The sequence below is a fragment of the Streptomyces sp. WMMB303 genome (genome assembly GCF_029351045.1).
Lineage (GTDB): Bacteria > Actinomycetota > Actinomycetes > Streptomycetales > Streptomycetaceae > Streptomyces.
The window spans coordinates 5,421,920-5,440,269 of sequence record NZ_JARKIN010000001.1; the positions used below are offsets into that span (position 1 = coordinate 5,421,920).

Here is an 18,350-nt window from a genome sequence, read left to right on the forward strand (position 1 = left end):
GGTACGCGGCGAGCGCGCGGGCCCGGTCGGCGAGCGCTGCCGCGGTGCGCGCCGACAGCGGGAACGCCAGTGGTCCGGCGGGGTCGGGCGCGGGCGCGTGGCGTGGGGCCGGTTCCTGGAGGACGAGGTGCGCGTTGGCGCCGCCCACACCGAACGAGCTGAGTCCGGCGATCCGCGGCCGCCCGGCCCGCCGCGGCCACGGTGTCGGTGCGTCGAGCACCCGGAACGGCCCGCCGTCCAGCTCCAGATACGGGTTGCGCTCCGTGTAGTGCAGGTTGCCGGGGAGCAGTTCGTGCCGCATGCCCAGGACGACCTTGAACAGCCCGGCCATGCCCGCCGCGGTCTCCAGGTGGCCGATGTTCGACTTGACCGAGCCGATACCGCAGTACGGCTCGGCCGGCAGCGGTGCGCCGCGCCGCCGGGCGAGCTCCGCGAACGCCGCCCGCATGCCCGACACCTCGACGGGGTCGCCCAGTTCGGTGCCCGTGCCGTGCGCCTCCAGGTAGTCCACCTCTGCGGGGTCGACACCGGCGGCGGTGTAGGCGTCCACCAGCAGGGCGCTCTGCGCCTCGGTGTTGGGGGCGGTCAGCGAGGAGCTCAGTCCGCCGTGGTTGGTCGCGATGCCCCTGAGCACGGCGTGCACGACATCTGCGCGACGCTCGGCCTCGGCGCGGTCGCGCAGCACGACCACGCCGACACCCTCGCCGCGCACATAGCCGTCGGCGCCGCTGTCGAAGGTCTTGCAGCGGCCGTCCTCGCTGAGCATCCGGCCGTCGGCCATCGCGGGGTACACCTCGGGCGACAGCAGCAGGTTCACCCCGCCCGCGACGGCCAGGTCGCAGGCGCCGGTCCGCAGCGCGGCGGCGGCCTGCGCGAGGGCGGTCAGCGACGAGGAGCACGCCGTGTCGACGGCCACGCTGGGGCCGCGGAAGTCGAAGAAGTAGGAGACCCGGTTGGGCACCAGGGACTGGGCCACGCCGGTCCCCGCGTGTCCTTCGAGGTGCCGTCCGCCGTCCCGCTGGAGCTGCGCGTACTCAACGCCGGAGACGCCGATGAACACGCCGACCCGGGTGCCGGCGAGATCGGAGGGCCGCAGTCCGGCGTCCTCCAGCGCGGTCCACACCGCCTCCAGCACCAGCCGCTGCTGCGGGTCCATGAGTTCGGCCTCGCGCGGTGAGATGCCGAAGAACGCCGCGTCGAACCGGTCGACGTCGTCGAGGTATCCGCCCCAGCGGGCGGCCCGGCCGGTCCGCTCGCCGTGTGCGCGGCCCAGCGCGCGCCAGTCCCACCGCTCGGCGGGGGTCTCGCTGATCAGGTCGTCCCCGGCGGCCAGGTGCCGCCAGAACGCGTCCAGGTCGGGCGAGCCGGGCAGCCGCCCGGCCATGCCGATCACCGCGGTCTCCACCGCCGGGGGCGTGTCCGGCGCCGAGGCCTCGGAGGGCTCCGCCGGGTGCCGCGCGGGCTGTTCGGGCCCGGCCGCGGCGAAGACCTCGGGGTGGGTCTCCAGCAGGTGCGCGGCGGCGGCCCGCGGGGTCGGGTGGGTGAAGAACGCGGGCGGCGCCAGCTCCACCCCCCAGGTGCGCCGGATGCGGACGCTCAGCTCGGTCAGCCGCACCGAGTCCACGCCGAGCGCACCGAACCGGTCGGTGACCTCCACCTCGTCGGCGGGGACGCCGAGCAGTTCGGCGACGAGGTCCGCGAGCTGCCCGGCGAGCGTCTCGACGGCCGCGGCCGGGGCGCCGTCGTCCACCGGGGCGGGGGACGACGGGGCGGGGGGCGACGGGGCGGACGGTGCCGCGGGGTCCTGCCGCGCCCTGGAAGGCCGGGGCAGCGCGGCCAGTCGGCCGCGGTCGAGCTTGTCGTTGGCGGTTCTGGGCAGCTCGGCCAGTTCGATGAGGTCGTCGGGGACCATGTAGTCCGGCAGCCGGAGGCCCAGGTCGGCGCGTTCGGGGCGCGGCCCGCCGGTCGCCGGGGTGTAGAAGCAGCGCAGTACCGCGGCCCCCGCCCCGGTCCGGGCCAGGACGACGGCCGCGTCGGCCACCCCCGGCAGCTCCCGCGCCGCCTGCTCGATCTCGCCGGGCTCGACGCGGTGGCCGCGGATCTTGAGCTGGGCGTCGATCCGCCCGAGGTACTCCAGCGCCCCGTCGGCGGTGCGCCGCACCAGGTCGCCGGTGCGGTAGAGCAGCGGCGCGGTCTCCGGGTCGACCGGGTTGGCCACGAACCGCTCGGCGGTCAGCTCCGGCCGGCCCAGGTAGCCGGCTGCCAGCCCGTCGCCGCCGATGTGCAGTTCGGCGGGGACTCCGGCGGGCACCGCACGCCCCGCGCCGTCCAGCAGCTGGAGGACCGTGTTGGCGACGGGCCGGCCCAGGGTGATCGGTTCGCCGTCCCGGACCCGGGCCACCGAGGACCAGATGGTGGTCTCGGTGGGGCCGTAGAGGTTCCACACCTCGGCGGTGCGGGCCAGCAGTGCGCGGGCCGTCTCCCGGTCGAGCGCCTCGCCGCCGCAGAACGCGCGCAGTCCGGGGCTGCCGTTCCACCCCGCGGCCACCAGCATCCGCCAGGTCGCCGGGGTCGCCTGCATGACCGTCGCACCGCCGGCTTCCAGCGTCCGGCGGAGGGCCAGGCCGTCCCGGGCGACAGCCGACGGCGCGATCTCCACGCTGCTGCCGGTGACCAGCGGCAGGAAGAGTTCCAGGGCCGCGATGTCGAAGGAGACGGTGGTGACGGCCAGGATCCGGTCGCGGTCGGTGAAGCCGGGCTCGTGCCGCATCGACCACAGCAGGTTGACCAGCGCCCGGTGCCCGACCCGCACTCCCTTGGGGCGCCCGGTGGAGCCGGAGGTGTAGATGACGTACGCGTCGTCGTCGGGGCCGGGGCCCGCGTCGGGCGCCGCCGCGGCGGACGGGTCGTGCGGGTCGTGCGGGTCGTGCGGGTGGGAGTCGAGCCGCAGCACGGGCGCGTCGATGCCGTCGGCCGCCTCGCTCGTTCCCCGCTGGGCGACGACCAGCCGGACGGCCGCGTCGTCGGTCATGTGCCGCAGCCGCTCGGCCGGGTAGCCGGGGTCCAGCGGGACGTAGGCGGCACCGGAGGCCAGTACTCCGAGCAGCGCGGCCACCAGGTCGGGGCCCCGGTCCAGGAGGACGGCGACGGTGTCGCCGCGCCGCACCCCGCGGGCGCGCAGCCGGGCCGCCAGTACCGACGCGCGGGTGTGCAGTTCGCGGTAGCCGACCTCTTCCCCCTGGCCGACCACGGCGGTCCGGTCGGGGTGCAGTTCGGCCTGCTCGGCGACCAGGTCGACCACCGTGCGTCCGTGCGGATAGTCGCGCCGGGCAGCGCGCTGTTCGGCGGCGGCCAGCTCCCGTTCCGCGGCGGTGCGCGGATCCAGGTCCGCGAGCCGGCGGCCGGGATCGGCCAGGCACCCGGCCAGCAGGGTGCGGAACCGCTCGGCGAAGCCGTCCACCGTGGCCCGGTCGAAGAGCTGCGGGTCGTACTTGAGCGTGAGTTTGCAGCCGTCGGCCGACTGCACCACGTCCGCGGTCAGTTCGAACTCGCCCTCCTGGTGGACGCCGTCCACCAGCCCGCGCACCAGGGCGGGTCCGGAGCGCTCGGCGAGCCAGTTCTGGAAGTAGAACGCGGTGCTGACCAGCGGCCCGCCGTGGTCCTCGGCGATCCGGATGAACGGATGGTCACCGTGCTCGACTGCGTCCAGCGCCTCGGCCCGCACCTGGCGCAGCAGGGTGCCGAAGGTGTCCTGCGGGCCGGGCTCCACGGTGACCGGGACGAGGTTGACGAAGTAGCCGACGGTACCCGCGAACCGCCCCTCGGGCCGCCCGGCGACCGGGGTGCCGACGGTGATCCGGCGCTGTTCGACGTGCCGGTCGAGCAGGGCGATCCAGGCGGTGAACAGCACCGCGAACAGCGACACTCCCGCCTCGGCCGAGTACCGCTCGGCAGCCGCGATCAGCTCCGCGTCCAACTGGTGCTCGGTGGAGGCCCCGTCCAGGGAAGGGGCCTCCGTACGCGGCCGGTCGGTCGGCAGCCGCAGCAGCTCGGCTCCCGCCGTCCGCTCGCGCCAGAACTCCCGCAGCCGGTCACCGCGCGGTCCGGCCAGCATGCCGCGCTGCCAGTCCGCGAAATCGGCGTAGTCGGCCGCCGGTTGCGGCTGCGGGACGGGGCGGCCGTCGCGCAGGGCCAGATAGGCGTCCGTGAGCTCGTCGAGCAGGACGGCTATGGAAGTTCCGTCGAACACCGCGTGGTGCAGGGTGAGCAGCAGCGCGTGCCGCCCGTCGGGGACGGTGTGCACCTCGGCCCGCAGCAGCGGCCCCTCGCTCAGATCGAACGGCTCCCGCACCCGGGCGCGCAGCCGCCGGGCCGGCGCGTCCGCCTCGGCGGCCGGTACCCGCTCGTGGCTGAAGGCGAACTCGGCCTCCGGGCGCACGACCTGCACCGGGGTGCCGTCCTCGTCCGCGAGCACGGTGCGCAGCGCGGGGTGCCGCGCCACCAGGATCTCCAGCGCCTCGCGCAGTGCCGCCAGGTCGGTGTCGGCGTCCAGCCACACCGCCACGGGCAGGTTGTAGGCCGCGTTGCCGGGCGCGGTCTGCTCGATCACCCACAGCGCCCGCTGTCCCTCGGACACGGCGCGCCGCTCCTCGCCGCCGCGGGGCGCGGCGGCGGGAGCGGGTGCGGAGCCGGGTGCGGCCGGCGGTTCCTGGTCCGGTGCCGGTGCGGATGCCGCGGACGAGGCCGGTACGGGGACTGGTGCCGGTGCCGGCTCCGGAACCGCCGTCGGCTCCGGGGTCGCGGCGCCGGACGACTCGGCGGAGGCGCCGCAGGGCGGGGCTCCGGCGGGCAGGACGCCCGCCTCGGACAGGTGCGCCGCCAGGCGGCGCAGGGTGGTGTGCTCCAGGATGTCGACCAGCCGCACCTCGGCGCCGTAGGTCTCGGCGATCCCGGTGACGACCTGCATCCCGGTGAGGGAGTCGAAGCCGTATTCGGCGAGCGGACGGTCCGCGTCGATGTGCTCGTCCAGCTTGAGCCGGCCCTCCACCAGAGCCCGCAGGCCGGCGGGCACCTCGTCGGTGCGGGCGGCCGCGGGGTTCCGCCTGGGCCGGGCCGGTGCCGATCGGGAGATCTGCCCGGTACCCGCCTCGGCGACCAGCACGGTCTGCCCGAGGTCCGGGCTGCCGGAGGCGGCGGCCACTTCGGCGAATCCGGCCTCGCGCAGCAGCCGGGTCCAGGTGGCGGGCTCGGCCAGCGGCGAGTCGGGGATCCGCACCCCGCTGTCGCGGAACGACCACCAGCCGTCCAGCACACCGCCCGCGACGGTGACCGAACCGCGGGGCTCGGTCAGTTCGTTGAGCACGAGCCACCCGCCGGGGCGCAGCAGCGAGCGCACCGAGCGGAGCGTCTCGGCCAGGTCGGGCGTGGCGTGTAGGACGTTGGTCGCCACGACCACGTCGTGGCCGCCCGGGGCGAAGCCCTGCTCTGCGGCGTCGGCGCGCAGGTCCAGCAGGCGGAAGCGCAGGTGCGGACGGTGCGCGCCGAACCGGGTGCGGCCGTGCTCCAGGAACCGCGGTGAGACGTCGGTGTAGACGTAGTCGACCCGGGCGGCCTCGGCGTCCAGCGCGGGCAGCACCCGCTCGGTGGTCGCGCCGGTCCCGGCGCCCAGTTCGACGACGGACACCTTCTCGCCCGGCGCCAGGTGCGGCATCCGGGCGCGCAGCCGCTCGGCGACCGCGTCCCGCACCAGGTCGTTGTAGTGGTCGGTGAGCGGGTTGCCCTGGTAGAAGCCGACGGCCAGGTCGAGCGAGGCGTCGGGGAAGAGGATCTCGGTCGCGTTGGCCCGGCCGCGCAGCACCTCGGGGTAGGCGGCGAGGAACCGCTGGACCGGCAGGATCGTGGAGGCGACCTCGGGGTGCTCGGCGCGCAGCCGGTCGAGCGCGGCGTCGATCCCGGCGCTGTCCCAGGCGTCCGCCGTGGCGCCGAAGGCGGGCAGCGCCCGCACCGAGGAGCCGTCCGCGGCCAGATAGCCGGCCCGCACCAGCAGGGTGAGCAGCGCGTCGGTCTGCCGGGCGTGCGCGGGCACGATGCCGAGCCGCTCCGCCAGCTCGGCGCGATCGACCGGCTCGTCGGTGCCGAACGCGCCCATCCGGCGCAGCGCGACGACCAGACCGCGGGCGACGAGGGGTTCCAGCGCGGCGTAGGCGGCGCGCACCCGGTCGACACCGGCGCGGTTCCGTGGTGCGGCATCGAGCAGCCCTCGGACGGCCGCGAGTCCGCCGTCCCCGGCCACCGGGGCGGCCGGGGTGCCGGTGCCGGACCGCGCTCCGGTGGCGGCCGGACGCGGGATTCCGCCCGGGGCTTCCGCCCGGTCCGCGAGGCCCGCGGCCGCCGCCGGGCCGGCGCCGTCCGCGGCGTACCCGCTGCCCGCCGGGCCCGCCGTCCCCGCGGAGTGCACCGCGTCCGCGGTCTCCGCGGTGTCCGCCAGCGCGGCCAGCGCCGCCGGTTCCGCGCGGATCACCATGACCTGCGGCTCGGAGCCGGCCAGTACGCCGGCGAGTTCCGCGAGACCCTCGTCCGGGGCGAGTTCGCCGATGCCCAGCGCACGGAAGATCGCGGGCAGTCCGGCCCGGGCCCCGGAGCCGACCGCGCCCCAGTAACCCCAGTTGACGACCCGCACCGGGTAGCCGCGGGTGGCGTCCAGGTACCGGCCCAGCGCGTCCTGGCAGGCCGAGGCCGCGGTGTAGCCGCTGTTGCCGGAGCTGGAGCCGAACGAGCCGGTGGAGGAGAACAGTACGAGGAAGTCAGGGTCGGCGGCGGCGGCCGCCGCGTCGAGGGCGAGGGTGCCGTCGGCCTTGGCGGCGAGCGCGGAGCGGAACTCCGCGCGGGTGAGTTCGGCCATCGGCCGGTCGTCGAAGGTCATCGCGAGGTGGAACACCCCGTGCACGGCGCCGAACCGCTCCCTGGCCCGGTCGAACGCGGCGGCCACCGCCGCGGGGTCGCAGACGTCGGCGCGCCACTGCACCACCTCGCCGCCGTGCCGCCGGGCCCGCTCCCGCTCCGCGTGGTGCGCGGGGCCGGGTTCGGTGCGGCCGAGCACGACGACGGTGGCCCGGAAGCGCTCGGTGAGGTGCCGGGTGAGCAGGGTGCCGATGCCGCCGGTCCCCCCGGCGAGCACGTACACGCCGCCCTCCCGGTAGGGCGGCGCGGCGGTGCCGGAGGCCGGGACCAGGGTGCGTGTGTACCGGTGTCCGGCGCGTACCGCGACGGCCCGGCCCTTGGGATGCGGGGGCTCCGCCAGGACCGCGGCGGCCCGCTCGGCGACCGGATCGAGGCGGCCGACGTCCACGCACACCACCCGGGTGTCCGGGAACTCGGCGGAGGCGACCTGGGCCAGCCCGTGCAGCGCCGCTCCCATCGGGTTGTCGGCGGGGCCGCCGTCGACGGCGTGCACGTCCGAGGTGACCACCCGCAGCTCGCGCGCCCGCACCCGGGTCAGTACGTCGAACAGCGAGGCCGCGCCCTGCTCCAGGTCGGCGGCCCCGGGCGGTTCGGCGCCGCCGCGCACCCCACCGAGATGGATCACGGTCCCGGCCCGGTCCGGCAGCCGGTCGAGCGCCGGGCCGAGCGGGTCCGACTGGTCGAGCCAGAGGAGCCTCACGTCCCCGGCCGCCACCGCGAGGGCCGCGGCGAGGTCCCGCGCCGCCTCGGTGGCCAGCACCAGGACGGGCCCCTCGGGCGGCGCGGCGGCGGGCACCGGGCCCGCGGGCTGCCAGCGCGGCACGAACCGGCCGAGCTGGTCGCGCTGTTCCGCGGTGGGCCCGTCGGCAGCGGACGGCTCGGCTGCGGCCGCCGGGCCGGTTGCGGGGCGCCCCGACGCCGGGGGGAGGGCGGGTATCCAGCAGCGCTTGCGGGCGAACGGGTAGGTGGGCAGCGCGATCCGGCGGGGTGCCCGGCATCCCTCCGCGGGGCCGGGCAGCCGACTCCAGTCCACGGTCGCGCCGCGGGCCCACCGCGCGCCCAGCGCGGCCAGGTCGGCGTCCCGCAGCGCCCGTTCCAGCTCGGCGTCGTCCCCGGCGCCCGGTCCGGCGGCTGCGTCCTCCGCACCGCGCGGGGCTGCGGCCCGGTCGCCGGACCAGTGCGGGCAGGCGGGCTCCCGGCCCTCGGCGGCCGCGCGCAGCGCCCGGTACAGCGCTCCGGTGTCGGCGACCAGGAGGGCCAGCCGGACATCCATCGGGGTGCGGCCGACCCGCAGGGTGTGGGCGAGGTCGGCGAGGTCGGCGCCGGTGCGCGGCAGTTCGTCCGCGTGCCGCGCGGCCTGCGCGGCCAGCGCGGCGACGGTGCCGTCCGCGGGTGGCGCGGCGGGCAGCGGCAGCCGGTCGGCCAGCAGGCGGCGCAGCCGCGGCCATTCGGCCGCGGTCAGCCCCAGGTCGCGCAGTTCGGCGCCGGGGTCGATGTCCTCGGAGGCGACACCGAGCACCTCGGCCACCGCGGCCGCGCAGGTGCGTTCGGCCGCGCCGTTGACGGGGTGCGGCTCGCCGTCGTCGAGGAAGTCGGCGAGCCGGCCCGCGTGCTGCCGCAGCTGCTCGCCGGTACGCGCGGAGACCACCACGAGCTGCGGGGCACGGTCCGGGCGTTCGGCGGTCGGCGCACCGGCTGCGGCGGTCGGCTCCGGCACGTATTCGGCCACGACGAGGTGCGCGTTGGCGCCGCCCCCGCCGAAGGAGCTGATCCCGGCCACCCGGGGCCGGGCGACGCCGTCGACGACCGGGGAGGGCCACGGCTGCGCCTCGCGGGGGATGTGGAAGGGGGTGCCCCGCAGGTCGATCTCCGGGTTGAGCGGTTCGGCGTGCGGCGACGGTGCCAGGGTGCGGTGCCGGAACTGCAGCAGCACCTTGGTGAGCGCGGCGATGCCCGCGGCCGACTCCAGGTGGCCGATGGTGGACTTGACCGAGCCGAGTGCGCAGCTTCCCGCGGGCAGCCCGCCGAAGACCTCGCGCAGTCCGGCGACCTCCAGCGGGTCGCCGAGCGGAGTGCCGGTGCCGTGCGCCTCCAGGCAGCCGACCTCGGCCGGGTCCACCCCGGCCCGGCGCAGTGCCTCGGCGATCACCGCGGCCTGGCTGCCGGGGTCGGGGACGGTGTAACCGCTGGTGCGGCCCCCGGCGTTGAGCGCGCTGCCGCGGATCACGCCGAGCACCCGGTCGCCGTCGGCGACCGCGGCGGCCAGCGGTTTGAGCAGCACGGCGCCGACGCCCTCCCCGTCGACGAAGCCGTCCGCACCGGCCCCGAAGGCGCGGTTGTGCCGTCCGGGGGAGATCATCCGCCGGTCGGAGAGGTGCCACAGGTGGGAGGGGTGCAGGATCAGGTTGACGCCGCCCGCGAGGGCGAGCGCCGATTCGCCGCTGCGCAGGCTCTGCACGGCGAGATGGAGTGCGGTCAGTGACGAGGAGCAGGCGGTGTCCACGGTCATGCTGGGGCCGTGCAGGTCGAGTGTGTAGGACACCCGGTTGGCCACCGACCAGTGGTTGGAGCGTGCGTGGGTGAACACGCCCCGGGCCTCCGCCTCGCCCCCGATCCACTCGTAGTCGTTGTTCATCACCCCGGCGAACACACCGACCGGGCCGCCGTCCCCCAGGGACCGCGGTGGGTAGCCGGCGTCCTCGGCGGCGGCCCAGGCGGTCTCCAGGAACAGCCGCTCCTGGGGGTCCATCTCCTCCGCGTCGCTCGGCGAGATCTGGAACAGCAGCGGGTCGAAGGCGTCGACGTCGTCGAGGAATCCCGCCCACTTGCTGTAGCTGCGGCCGGGCCCGCCCGCCGGGTCGTAGTGGTCGGCCGCGGACCACCGGTCGGCGGGGACCTCGCGTACGCAGTCCCGTCCGGCGCGCAGGTTGCGCCAGAACCGGCCGGGGTCGTCGGCCAGCGGGTAGCGGCCCGCGACGCCGATGATCGCGATCTCGGGCGCGGGCGCGGCGGCGAGGCCGAGGTCGGCGAGGATCCGCGCGAGCAGTTCGCGGCGGTCGGCCGGGGCCTGTCCGGTGACGGGGCGGCCGGGCTCGGACGGCGCTGTCATGCGGTATCGCCCTTCTCGTCGGTCGTGGTGGCGAGAGCGCCCAGGAGCGTGAGCATCCGGTCGACCTCGGCGTCGGAGAGTCGGTCAACGGCGGCCCGCAGCGGGCCCGCCGGTGCGGGGGCCGGTGCGGGTTCGGCGGTGTGCGCGGCCGGGGGCGGTACGGCGGCTGCTTCGGCCGGTGCGGGCCGCGGCACTGCCGGGGCCGGCGCTGCGGCCGCCGGGCCGGCCGCGCGGGAGTGCAGGTGGTCCGCGAGCCGCCGGATCGTCGTCCGCTCGAACAGCAGCGTCGCGGGCAGCGATCCGTGGTCGGCCTCCAGCGCCTTGGTGAGTTCCAGGGCCACCAGGGAGTCGACTCCCAGGTCGGCGAAGGCCGCGTCGGGTGCGAGCCGGTCGGGCGGCAGTTCCAGTACGCGGGCGAAGACCGCGGTCACCTGCCGCTCGGTCGCCTCCCGTGAGGTGCCGGCCGGTGCGGCGGACGTCTCGGCGTGGCCCGGTCCGGCGTGTTCCGCCGCTCCGGCCTGCTGCCGCGGCCCGGCCTGCTCCGGTGCTCCGGTGTGTCCCGGTGCTCCGGTGTGCTGCGCGGATCCGGTCGGCGGGGCCGGGCGGGTGCGCAGCCCGTCGGCGCGGCCGACGAGCAGGCGCTGGTCGGCGGGTTCGTCGGGCAGCGCCAGTTCGGCGGCGGGCGCGAACCCGGCCGCGCCCAGCGCGTCCAGCCAGCGGGGCGCGCTGAGCACGGGCGCGGCGGGCAGCCGCAGCGCGGTGTCCTCGGGCAGCCACCAGCCGCTGGTCAGACCGAAGACGAGGGTCAGATAGGCGGCGGGCCGGACACCCTCGTCGACCACGAGCAGACCGCCGGGCGCCAGCAGGTCCTTGACGTGCTCGAGGGTCGTCCCGATCCGCCGCGTCGCGTGCAGCACATTGGCGGCCAGCACGATGTCGTAGCCCGCCTCGTCGCCGAACCCCTGCTCGGCGGGCGGGCGTTCGATGTCGAGGACGCGGAACGCGGTGCCCTCGTGGTCGCCGAACGCGCGACGGCCGTGGCGGACGAAGGCGGACGACAGGTCGGTGAAGGTGTAGTGCACCCGGTCGCCGAACGGTGCCAGCGCGGCCAGTGCGGCCCGCGTGGTGGCGCCGGTGCCCGCGCCGACCTCCAGGACGCGGACGGGACCTGCCGCCCGGTCCCGGGGCGCGGTGCGGACCGCTTCGGCCAGCAGCAGGCCCAGCAACTCGTTGTACTGCTCCATGACGGGGTCCGCCTGGTAGAAGCGGGAGACCAGGTCGGAGGACCCGTCGGGGAAGAGCACGTCGACCCCGTCGCGGCGGCCGGTGAGCACGTCGGGCAGCGCCCGCAGGCAGCGCACCAGCAGTTCGGCGGCGGGCCGCGCGCCGGGGTGGTCGGCCACCAGCGCGGCGGCGGCCCGGTCGGGGTCGGCGCAGGCCGCGGCGACTTCCTCGGTCTGCGCCTGCGCGGTGCCCTCGAACAGGCCGCCGGTCAGTCGGGCGAGGCCCGCCGCGGTCAGCATCTCCAGGGCTGCGTCGAACAGCGCGCGGTGCCCGGGTACCACGCCCAGCCGGCCGGCGAGCGTGTGCCGGTCCTCCGGGTGCCCGGGGTCGAGGCGGGCGCCGAGGTCCCGCAGCGCACCGGCCAGCAGGCGGGCCGCCAGCGTGTCGAGTGCCCGGTCGGCGCGCAGATGCGCCGCGGCCCGCCCGGCCCGGGCCGGGTCGGAGGCCACCTGGGGCACGGGCAGCGGGGCCGCCTCGGCGTGCCCGATCTGCCGCACGCCAGGGCCGGGCTCGGCCCCGATCCCCGCCAGTACCCGCTGCTCGGCCTTGCTGGCCACCACCTGCGGCAGTGAACCGCCCGCGATCAGCTCCAGCGCCCGCATGCCCTCCGCGGCACCGATCGGGGTGACGCCGGAGGCCGACAGCCGCTCCAGGGCGCGCTGCCGGTCCCGGTCGCCGCCGTCGTGCCAGAAACCCCAGTTGACCACCCGCACCGGGAAGCGCGCGGTGCGGCCGAAGGCCAGCGCGTACGCGTCCTGGTAGCCGCTGCCGGCCGCGTATCCGGCCTGGCCCTGGTTCCCGCCGAAGGAGATGCCCGAGGAGTGGAAGAGCGCCAGGTCCAGCGGCTCGTCGGCGATCGCGTCGCACAGCACCCGGGTGCCCTCGGTCTTGACGCGCAGCGCGGCACCGAAGCGCTCCGCGTCCAGCTCCCCGAAGGGGGTGGTGACCAGCACCATGGCGGCGTCGAGCACCCCGTGCAGGGCACCGAACCGCCGCTTGGCCTCGGCCACGGCGGCGGCCGTCTGCGCGGGGTCGGTGAGGTCGGCGCTCAGGTACACCGCTTCGCCGCCGGCCTGTGCGATCCGCTCCAACTGCGCCCGCCTGCGGTCGTCGAGCGGACCGCGGCCGACCAGCACGAGGCGGGCCGCGTAGCGGCCGGCCAGGTGCAGGGCGGTGTCGAAGCCGACGGTGCCGAGCCCGCCCACCAGCAGATACACCCCGCGGTCGCGGAACGCGGGCCGTTCGGGCGCGGTCAGCCGGGCCCTGCGCAGCCTGCGCGTCCAGCGGACCCCGTCCCGCAACAGCACCTGGCGCGCACGCGGCGCGCACGGTTCGGCGACGATCGCCGCCGCCACCCGGTCCGGTGCGGCCACCGCCTCGGTGCCGCGCACGTCCAGCAGCGCGGTCCCCAGCTCGCCGAACTCGCTGTCCACGGTCATCGCCAGCCCGGCCAGGCCCGCGGCGCCGGGCCGGGCCACGTCCCGTTCGCCCAGCGGGCAGACGTCCCCGGTGATCACCTTCAGCCGCAGCGGCCCCGCCAGCAGGCCACGGTCGTGCAGGTGGGCGAGCAGCTCGTAGAGCGCCAGCACCGACTCGTCCCGCCGGTCGTCGGGGCCGGTCACCGGGCCGAGGAAGTAGACCAGTCCCCGGTGCGCGTCCGGCAGTCCGCAGAATTCCGCGGCCGACTCGCCCGGTGCGCGGCGCAGCACCTGGGCGCCCGGGTGCGCGGCGGCGATCCGGTCGGCGAGCGCGGTGTCGGCCGCCCCGGCGACGATCAGCACCGGCTGCTCGTCCGCCGGGCCCTGCTCCGCCGGGTGCCGCGCCGCCGGATCCTGCGGCACCGGGGGCGCCACCGTCCAGGACGGCACGTGCAGGAAGTCGGGTCCGGCCGCGGCGCGGGTACGCAGCACCAGCCCGGTGACGGTCAGGCAGACGGTGCCCTCGTCGTCGAACACGGTGACGTCGCACCTCCCGTCGCGCACCGCTCCGTGCACGTGGCAGGAGTGCGGCAGCGGCCGGTGGACGGTCACCCGGTCGGCGGCGAACGGCATCGGCGGCGCGTCCTCGGTGGCCACCACCGCGGCCAGTACGTGCAGCGCCGCGTCCAGGAGCCCGGGGTGCACGGCGTACCCGGGTGGGGCCGGCGCCTCGGCGCGCAGGTGGGCCAGGACTTCGCCGTCGCCCGTACGGACGGACTCGGCGAGCCGGAAGAACGGCCCGTAGCGCAGCCCGTCCCGGCGCAGCCGCGCGTACAGCCCCGCCGGGTCCACCGCGGTGGCGCACCGGGCGGTGAGCGCCGCGCGGTCGACCCGGGCCGGCTCGGGGGAGGGCTCGGTGCGCAGTACGCCGCGGGAGCGGACGCCGTCCCCTTCGCGCAGTTCGTAGGCGATCCCGTCGTCCGCGGGCCCGGTCGACAGCTCCAGCCGCGCGGCCCGGTCGCCGACCACCACGGGCGCCTGCCAGCGCACCGCGGTCACCGCGAACGCGGTCCGGCCCGGCGCGAGGGCGTGTGCGGCCAGGGCGAGATGCGCGGCGCCGGGCAGTACCCGCTCCCCCGCCACCTCGTGCTCGGCGACGACCGGTTCGGTGGGCGGTACCACGAGCGGCGGCACCTCCGCGGCGGCGCGGGGTGCGGCGGCGCGGGGCGCAGTCGTGGTCAGCCAGTGGCGCTCGGGCTCGAAGGGGTAGGTCGGCAGCGACACGGTGCGCGGCGGCACCGGACCGGTGGGCAGCACCGACCAGTCCAGGTCGGCGCCGGAGGCCCACAGCCGCGCCAGCCGCTCGCTGTGCCCCTCGCGCAGCAGCCCCCGGACGAACTCCGCACCGGCCTCGGTGCCGGCCAGCACGTCCCCGAGGGCGTGCGGCGCGTCCGCGTCACCGGTGAAGACACCCTCCGGCCGCTCTCCCGCGGCGAACGCGCGCAGCAGCGCCGCGGCCCGTTCGGTGTCCCGGGCGGTGAGCGCCAGCCGGTGGCGCATCGCGGTCCGGCCGGCGGTCAGGGTGTGGGCCACGTCCGCGAGCGGAGGCGGGTCGCCGGCGGACAGCGCGGCTGCCAGCCGCCCGGCGTACACGCGCAGCCGGTCCTCGGTGAGCGCGGAGAGCACCAGCACCTCGGGGTGGTCGCGCGGCGTGGGCGGCACCCGCTCGTCGCGGTACTCCTCGACGACCAGGTGCGCGTTGGTGCCGCCCGCGCCGAAGGAGCTGATCCCCGCGCGCCGCGGCCGGTCCGGTGCGGTCCGCGGCCAGGCGGCCGGCTCCTGCTGCACGGCGAACACCGACCTGGTGAAGTCGATGTTCGGGTTGGTGGTGGCCGAGTGCAGCGAGGGCGCCAGGGCCCGGTGCCGCAGTTGCAGTACCACCTTGGTGAGCGCCGCGATACCCGCCGCGCCCTCCAGGTGGCCGACGTTGGACTTGACCGAGCCGAGGGCGCGGCTGCCGACGGCCAGGCCGCGCCCGGCGACGGCGCGCTCCAGCGCCGCGTGCTCGATCGGGTCGCCGAGCGCGGTGCCGGTGCCGTGCGCCTCGATGTAGCCGGCGTCGGCCGGGTCGAGTCCCGCCGCGTGCCAGGCCCGCTCGATCAGTGCCTGCTGGGCGGCCGGGTTGGGCACGGTGTAGCCGTTGGTGCGGCCGCCGTGGTTGACCGCGTCGCCCCGGATCACCGCGTGGATGCGGTCCCCGTCGGCGCGCGCCGCCGCGAGCGGCTTGAGCAGCACGGCGCCCACACCCTCGCCGGGCACGTATCCGGTGCCGCCCGTGCCGAAGGAGCGACACCGTCCGTCGGCGGCGAGCATGTTCATCCTGCTGAGGTTCACGTACTTCAGGGGGTGTGCCAGTACGTTGACCCCGCCCGCGAGCGCGTAGGCGCACTCGCCGCGGCGCAGGCTCTCCGCCGCCAGGTGCACGGCGACCAGCGAGGAGGAGCAGGCCGTGTCGACGGTCAGGCTGGGGCCGCGGAAGTCGCCGAAGTAGGAGACCTGGTTGGCGACGGAGGCACGGTTGGCGGGCACGGAGACGGGGTTGCCGCGGAAAAACTCCTCGGCGGCGAGCGTGGCGTAGTCGCCCCACATCACCCCGGCGAACACGCCCACGTCCAGGCCGGAGTCGGCGTGGTGGGCCGCGGGCAGCCGGCTCGGCGGGTATCCGGCGTCCTCCAGCGCCGCCCAGGCGGTCTCCAGGAACAGCCGCTCCTGCGGGTCCATCGCGCGGGCCTGCGGCGGGGACATCCGGAAGAACCGCGAGTCGAAGGTGTCGACGGCGGACAGGAAGCCGCCCCAGCGGCCGGTGATCGAGTCCGGCGCGCGGCCTTCGGGGTCGTGGTGGGCCCAGGCGTCCCAGCGGTCGCCGGGGATCTCGGTGATCTCGTCGGTACCCGCCCGCAGCCGGGACCAGAACGCGTCGAGGTCGTCGGCCCCGGGGTAGCGCCCGCTGATCCCGATGATCGCGATGTCGTCCGCTTCGGCGGCACGCGCGGACGAGTGCGGCGGCGCGGGCGCGGCGGCTGCCGTGGGGACCGGGGCGGGGGCCGGGGTGCCGGGCGCGGCCGGGTCCGGTGCCGCCTGCTCCGGGACCGGTGCCGGGCTCGGGTCAGGCAGCAGTCGCCGCAGCTCCGCGGAGTGGTGTGATGTCAGGTGGTCGGCGAGTGCGCCGAGGGTGCGGTGCTCGAAGAACAGCGTCTGCGGCAGGTCCGGCAGCGAGTCGGCCAGGGCCGCGTTCAACTCCATGATCATCACGGAGTCGATGCCGAACCGGTCCAGGGTCTCGGTCTCGGTGATCCGCTCCGCCGGCACCTTCAGGACGGTCGACAGTCGGGTGCGCAGCATCTCGACCGCGACAGCGCGCAGTTCGCCGGGAGCGGCGGCACGCCGGGCGTCCCGCGCGGGCCCGGCGTCCGCCGGCGCGTCGGGCCGCGGAGTGGCGGTGCCGGGGGCGCTCAGGGTACGGGCGATCCGGTCCTGGTCGCCCACGGCGGGTATCAGCCACGGCTCGTCGGCGGCCAGCGCCTGCTCCAGCGCCGCCCAGCCGGTGTCCGGGGCGAACGGGGCGAAGCCCAGCGCCCGGTAGGCCGCCCACTGCGCCTCGTCCAGCCGCTCGTCGAGTCCGCCGACCGTCCACAGCGGCCAGGCCAGCGTGAGCGCGCCGGCCCGGCGCAGGGCGCAGGCGTCCGCGAACCGGTTGGCGGTGCCGTATCCGGCGCCGCCGAAGTCGCCCAGCAGCGAGGCCAGCGAGGAGAAGACGACGAACAGCGTGGACGGCCGGTCCGCGGTCGCGGCGGCGAGATGTGCGGTCCCCTCGGCCTTGGCCGCCATGCCGGCGGCGAAGCGGCCCGGGTCCACCTCGGTGGGCGGCGTGTCGTCGGAGACCCCGGCGAGGTGGAAGACCCCGTCCAGGGAGCCGAACCGCGCCGTGGCCTCGGCCACCGCGCGCCGCGCTCCCGCCGGTTCGCCCACGTCGGCGGAGACCAGCGCCGCCGCACCGCCCAGTTCGGCCACCCGGCGGGCCAGTTCGGGGTGCCGCTCGGCACCGCGCGAGACCAGCACCAGCCGGGCGGCGTACCGCCGGGCGAGTTCCCCGGCCAGCCAGCGGCCGAGCGCCCCGGTGGCGCCGGTGATCAGATAGCTGCCGCCGGCCCGCAGCGGTGCGGGCCGGACGGCGGGCAGTCCGGCCAGCCGCTCCACGGACCGCACGAACCGGCCGTCCGTCCGGCGGAGCAGCTCCGCACCGTGCGGAGCGCCGAACTCCTCGGCGGCCGCCCGAACGGCGTCGACTCCCGGGCCGACCCGCAGGGTGGCCAGTCGGAAGGTGGGGAAATGCCGACCGCTGGACCGGGCGAACCCGGCGACGGCCTCCTGCTCGGGCGGGCCGTCCTCCGGCGCCACGGCCAGACAGCGCACCCGCCGGCCGGCACCGGACCGGGCCAGTCCGAGAGCGGCGAGCGCGCCGTGCCCGGGGCCGGAGCCGTCCTCCAGCCCCCATGCCAGCAGCACGTCCAGCGCGCCCTCGGCGCGCTGCACGGCCGCCGCCAGGTCCGCGGGTTCGGCAACCCGCTCCACCCGCGGCCACGGCCCGTCGACGGTGCGGCCGGGGTCGGCGGCGCACAGCAGCAGGGTCGGTGCGGGATCCACCGGTGCCGCCGGTTCCGCGGGCCGCCACACGGGCCGGTACCAGGCGGTCGCCGGCCGCGGACGGTCGGCCGTCTCCGGCGGGCCGCTCACCGGAGGAGCCGATGCCGTGCGGTCCGGTTCGGACGCCGGCGCCGGCGCCGGCCGGTTCAGCGTGCGCAGGGCGAAGTCCGCCACGCGCAGCACCTCGTGGCCGTCCGCGTCGGTGACCGTCACGTCGTACCGCAACTGCGACGGGTCCGTACCCGGCCGCACGACCGCGTGCGCCCAGCAGACCTCCGGCAGCGGGCCGCGGAAGCGCACGGCGCCGGTGCTGAACGGGACGGCGGGCTCGCCCTCGGGCGGACCGCCGGCCCAGTGGCACACCCGCAGCGCCCCGTCGAGCCGGGCCGGGTCCAGCAGCCCCCCGGCACCGGACGCGCCGCCCGCCGGTGCCGCGAGTCGCAGCAGCGCCTCGTGCGGCCCGCTGCGCACCTCCTCGACCACGTCGAACGCGGGCCCGTAGCCGAACCCGGCGGCGCGGTACCAGGCGTGCACCTCGGCGCCGGTACGCCGCTCGGCGCAGCGGTCGCGGACCGCCGCGAGGTCGAGCGGTGCGGGGGCGGGCTCGGGCGGGCCGAAGTCGACGGTGCCGCGTACGTGCACGCCGCCGTCCTCGCCGACGACGTCGAAAGCCGTCCGCTCCTCGGCCCCGGCCCCAGAGCCGGCTCCGGCTCCGAGGACCACCCGGATCCGTCGCTCGCCGTCCTCCGCGGTGATCGGGCTGCCCCAGGTGATCGAGGACAACCCGCGCACCGGTCCGCGGCCGCGTGCCTCGGCAGCGGCGCGCACCAGTTCCAGGCAGGCGCTGCCGGGCAGCAGCCGTACACCGCGGATGA

Annotated in this window: 2 protein-coding genes (both running past the window's edge); both read right to left on the minus strand. The window is 77.0% G+C overall.

Going from position 1 to position 18,350, the window contains the following annotated elements; translation table 11 throughout:
* Positions 1-10,069, minus strand: the 5' portion of a protein-coding gene (locus P2424_RS23625) for a non-ribosomal peptide synthetase (protein ID WP_276477737.1). Its footprint begins 14,636 nt before the window's first position; only the first 10,069 of its 24,705 coding nucleotides appear in the window; it begins with the start codon at positions 10,067-10,069; its stop codon lies beyond the left edge, outside the window.
* Positions 10,066-18,350: the 3' portion of an SDR family NAD(P)-dependent oxidoreductase gene (locus tag P2424_RS23630; protein WP_346660113.1), read on the minus strand. 6,694 nt of this gene lie beyond the right edge of the window; the window shows 8,285 of its 14,979 coding nt (coding positions 6,695-14,979); the start codon falls outside the window, past its right edge; its stop codon occupies positions 10,066-10,068. Before P2424_RS23630 ends, P2424_RS23625 begins: the two co-directional genes overlap by 4 nt.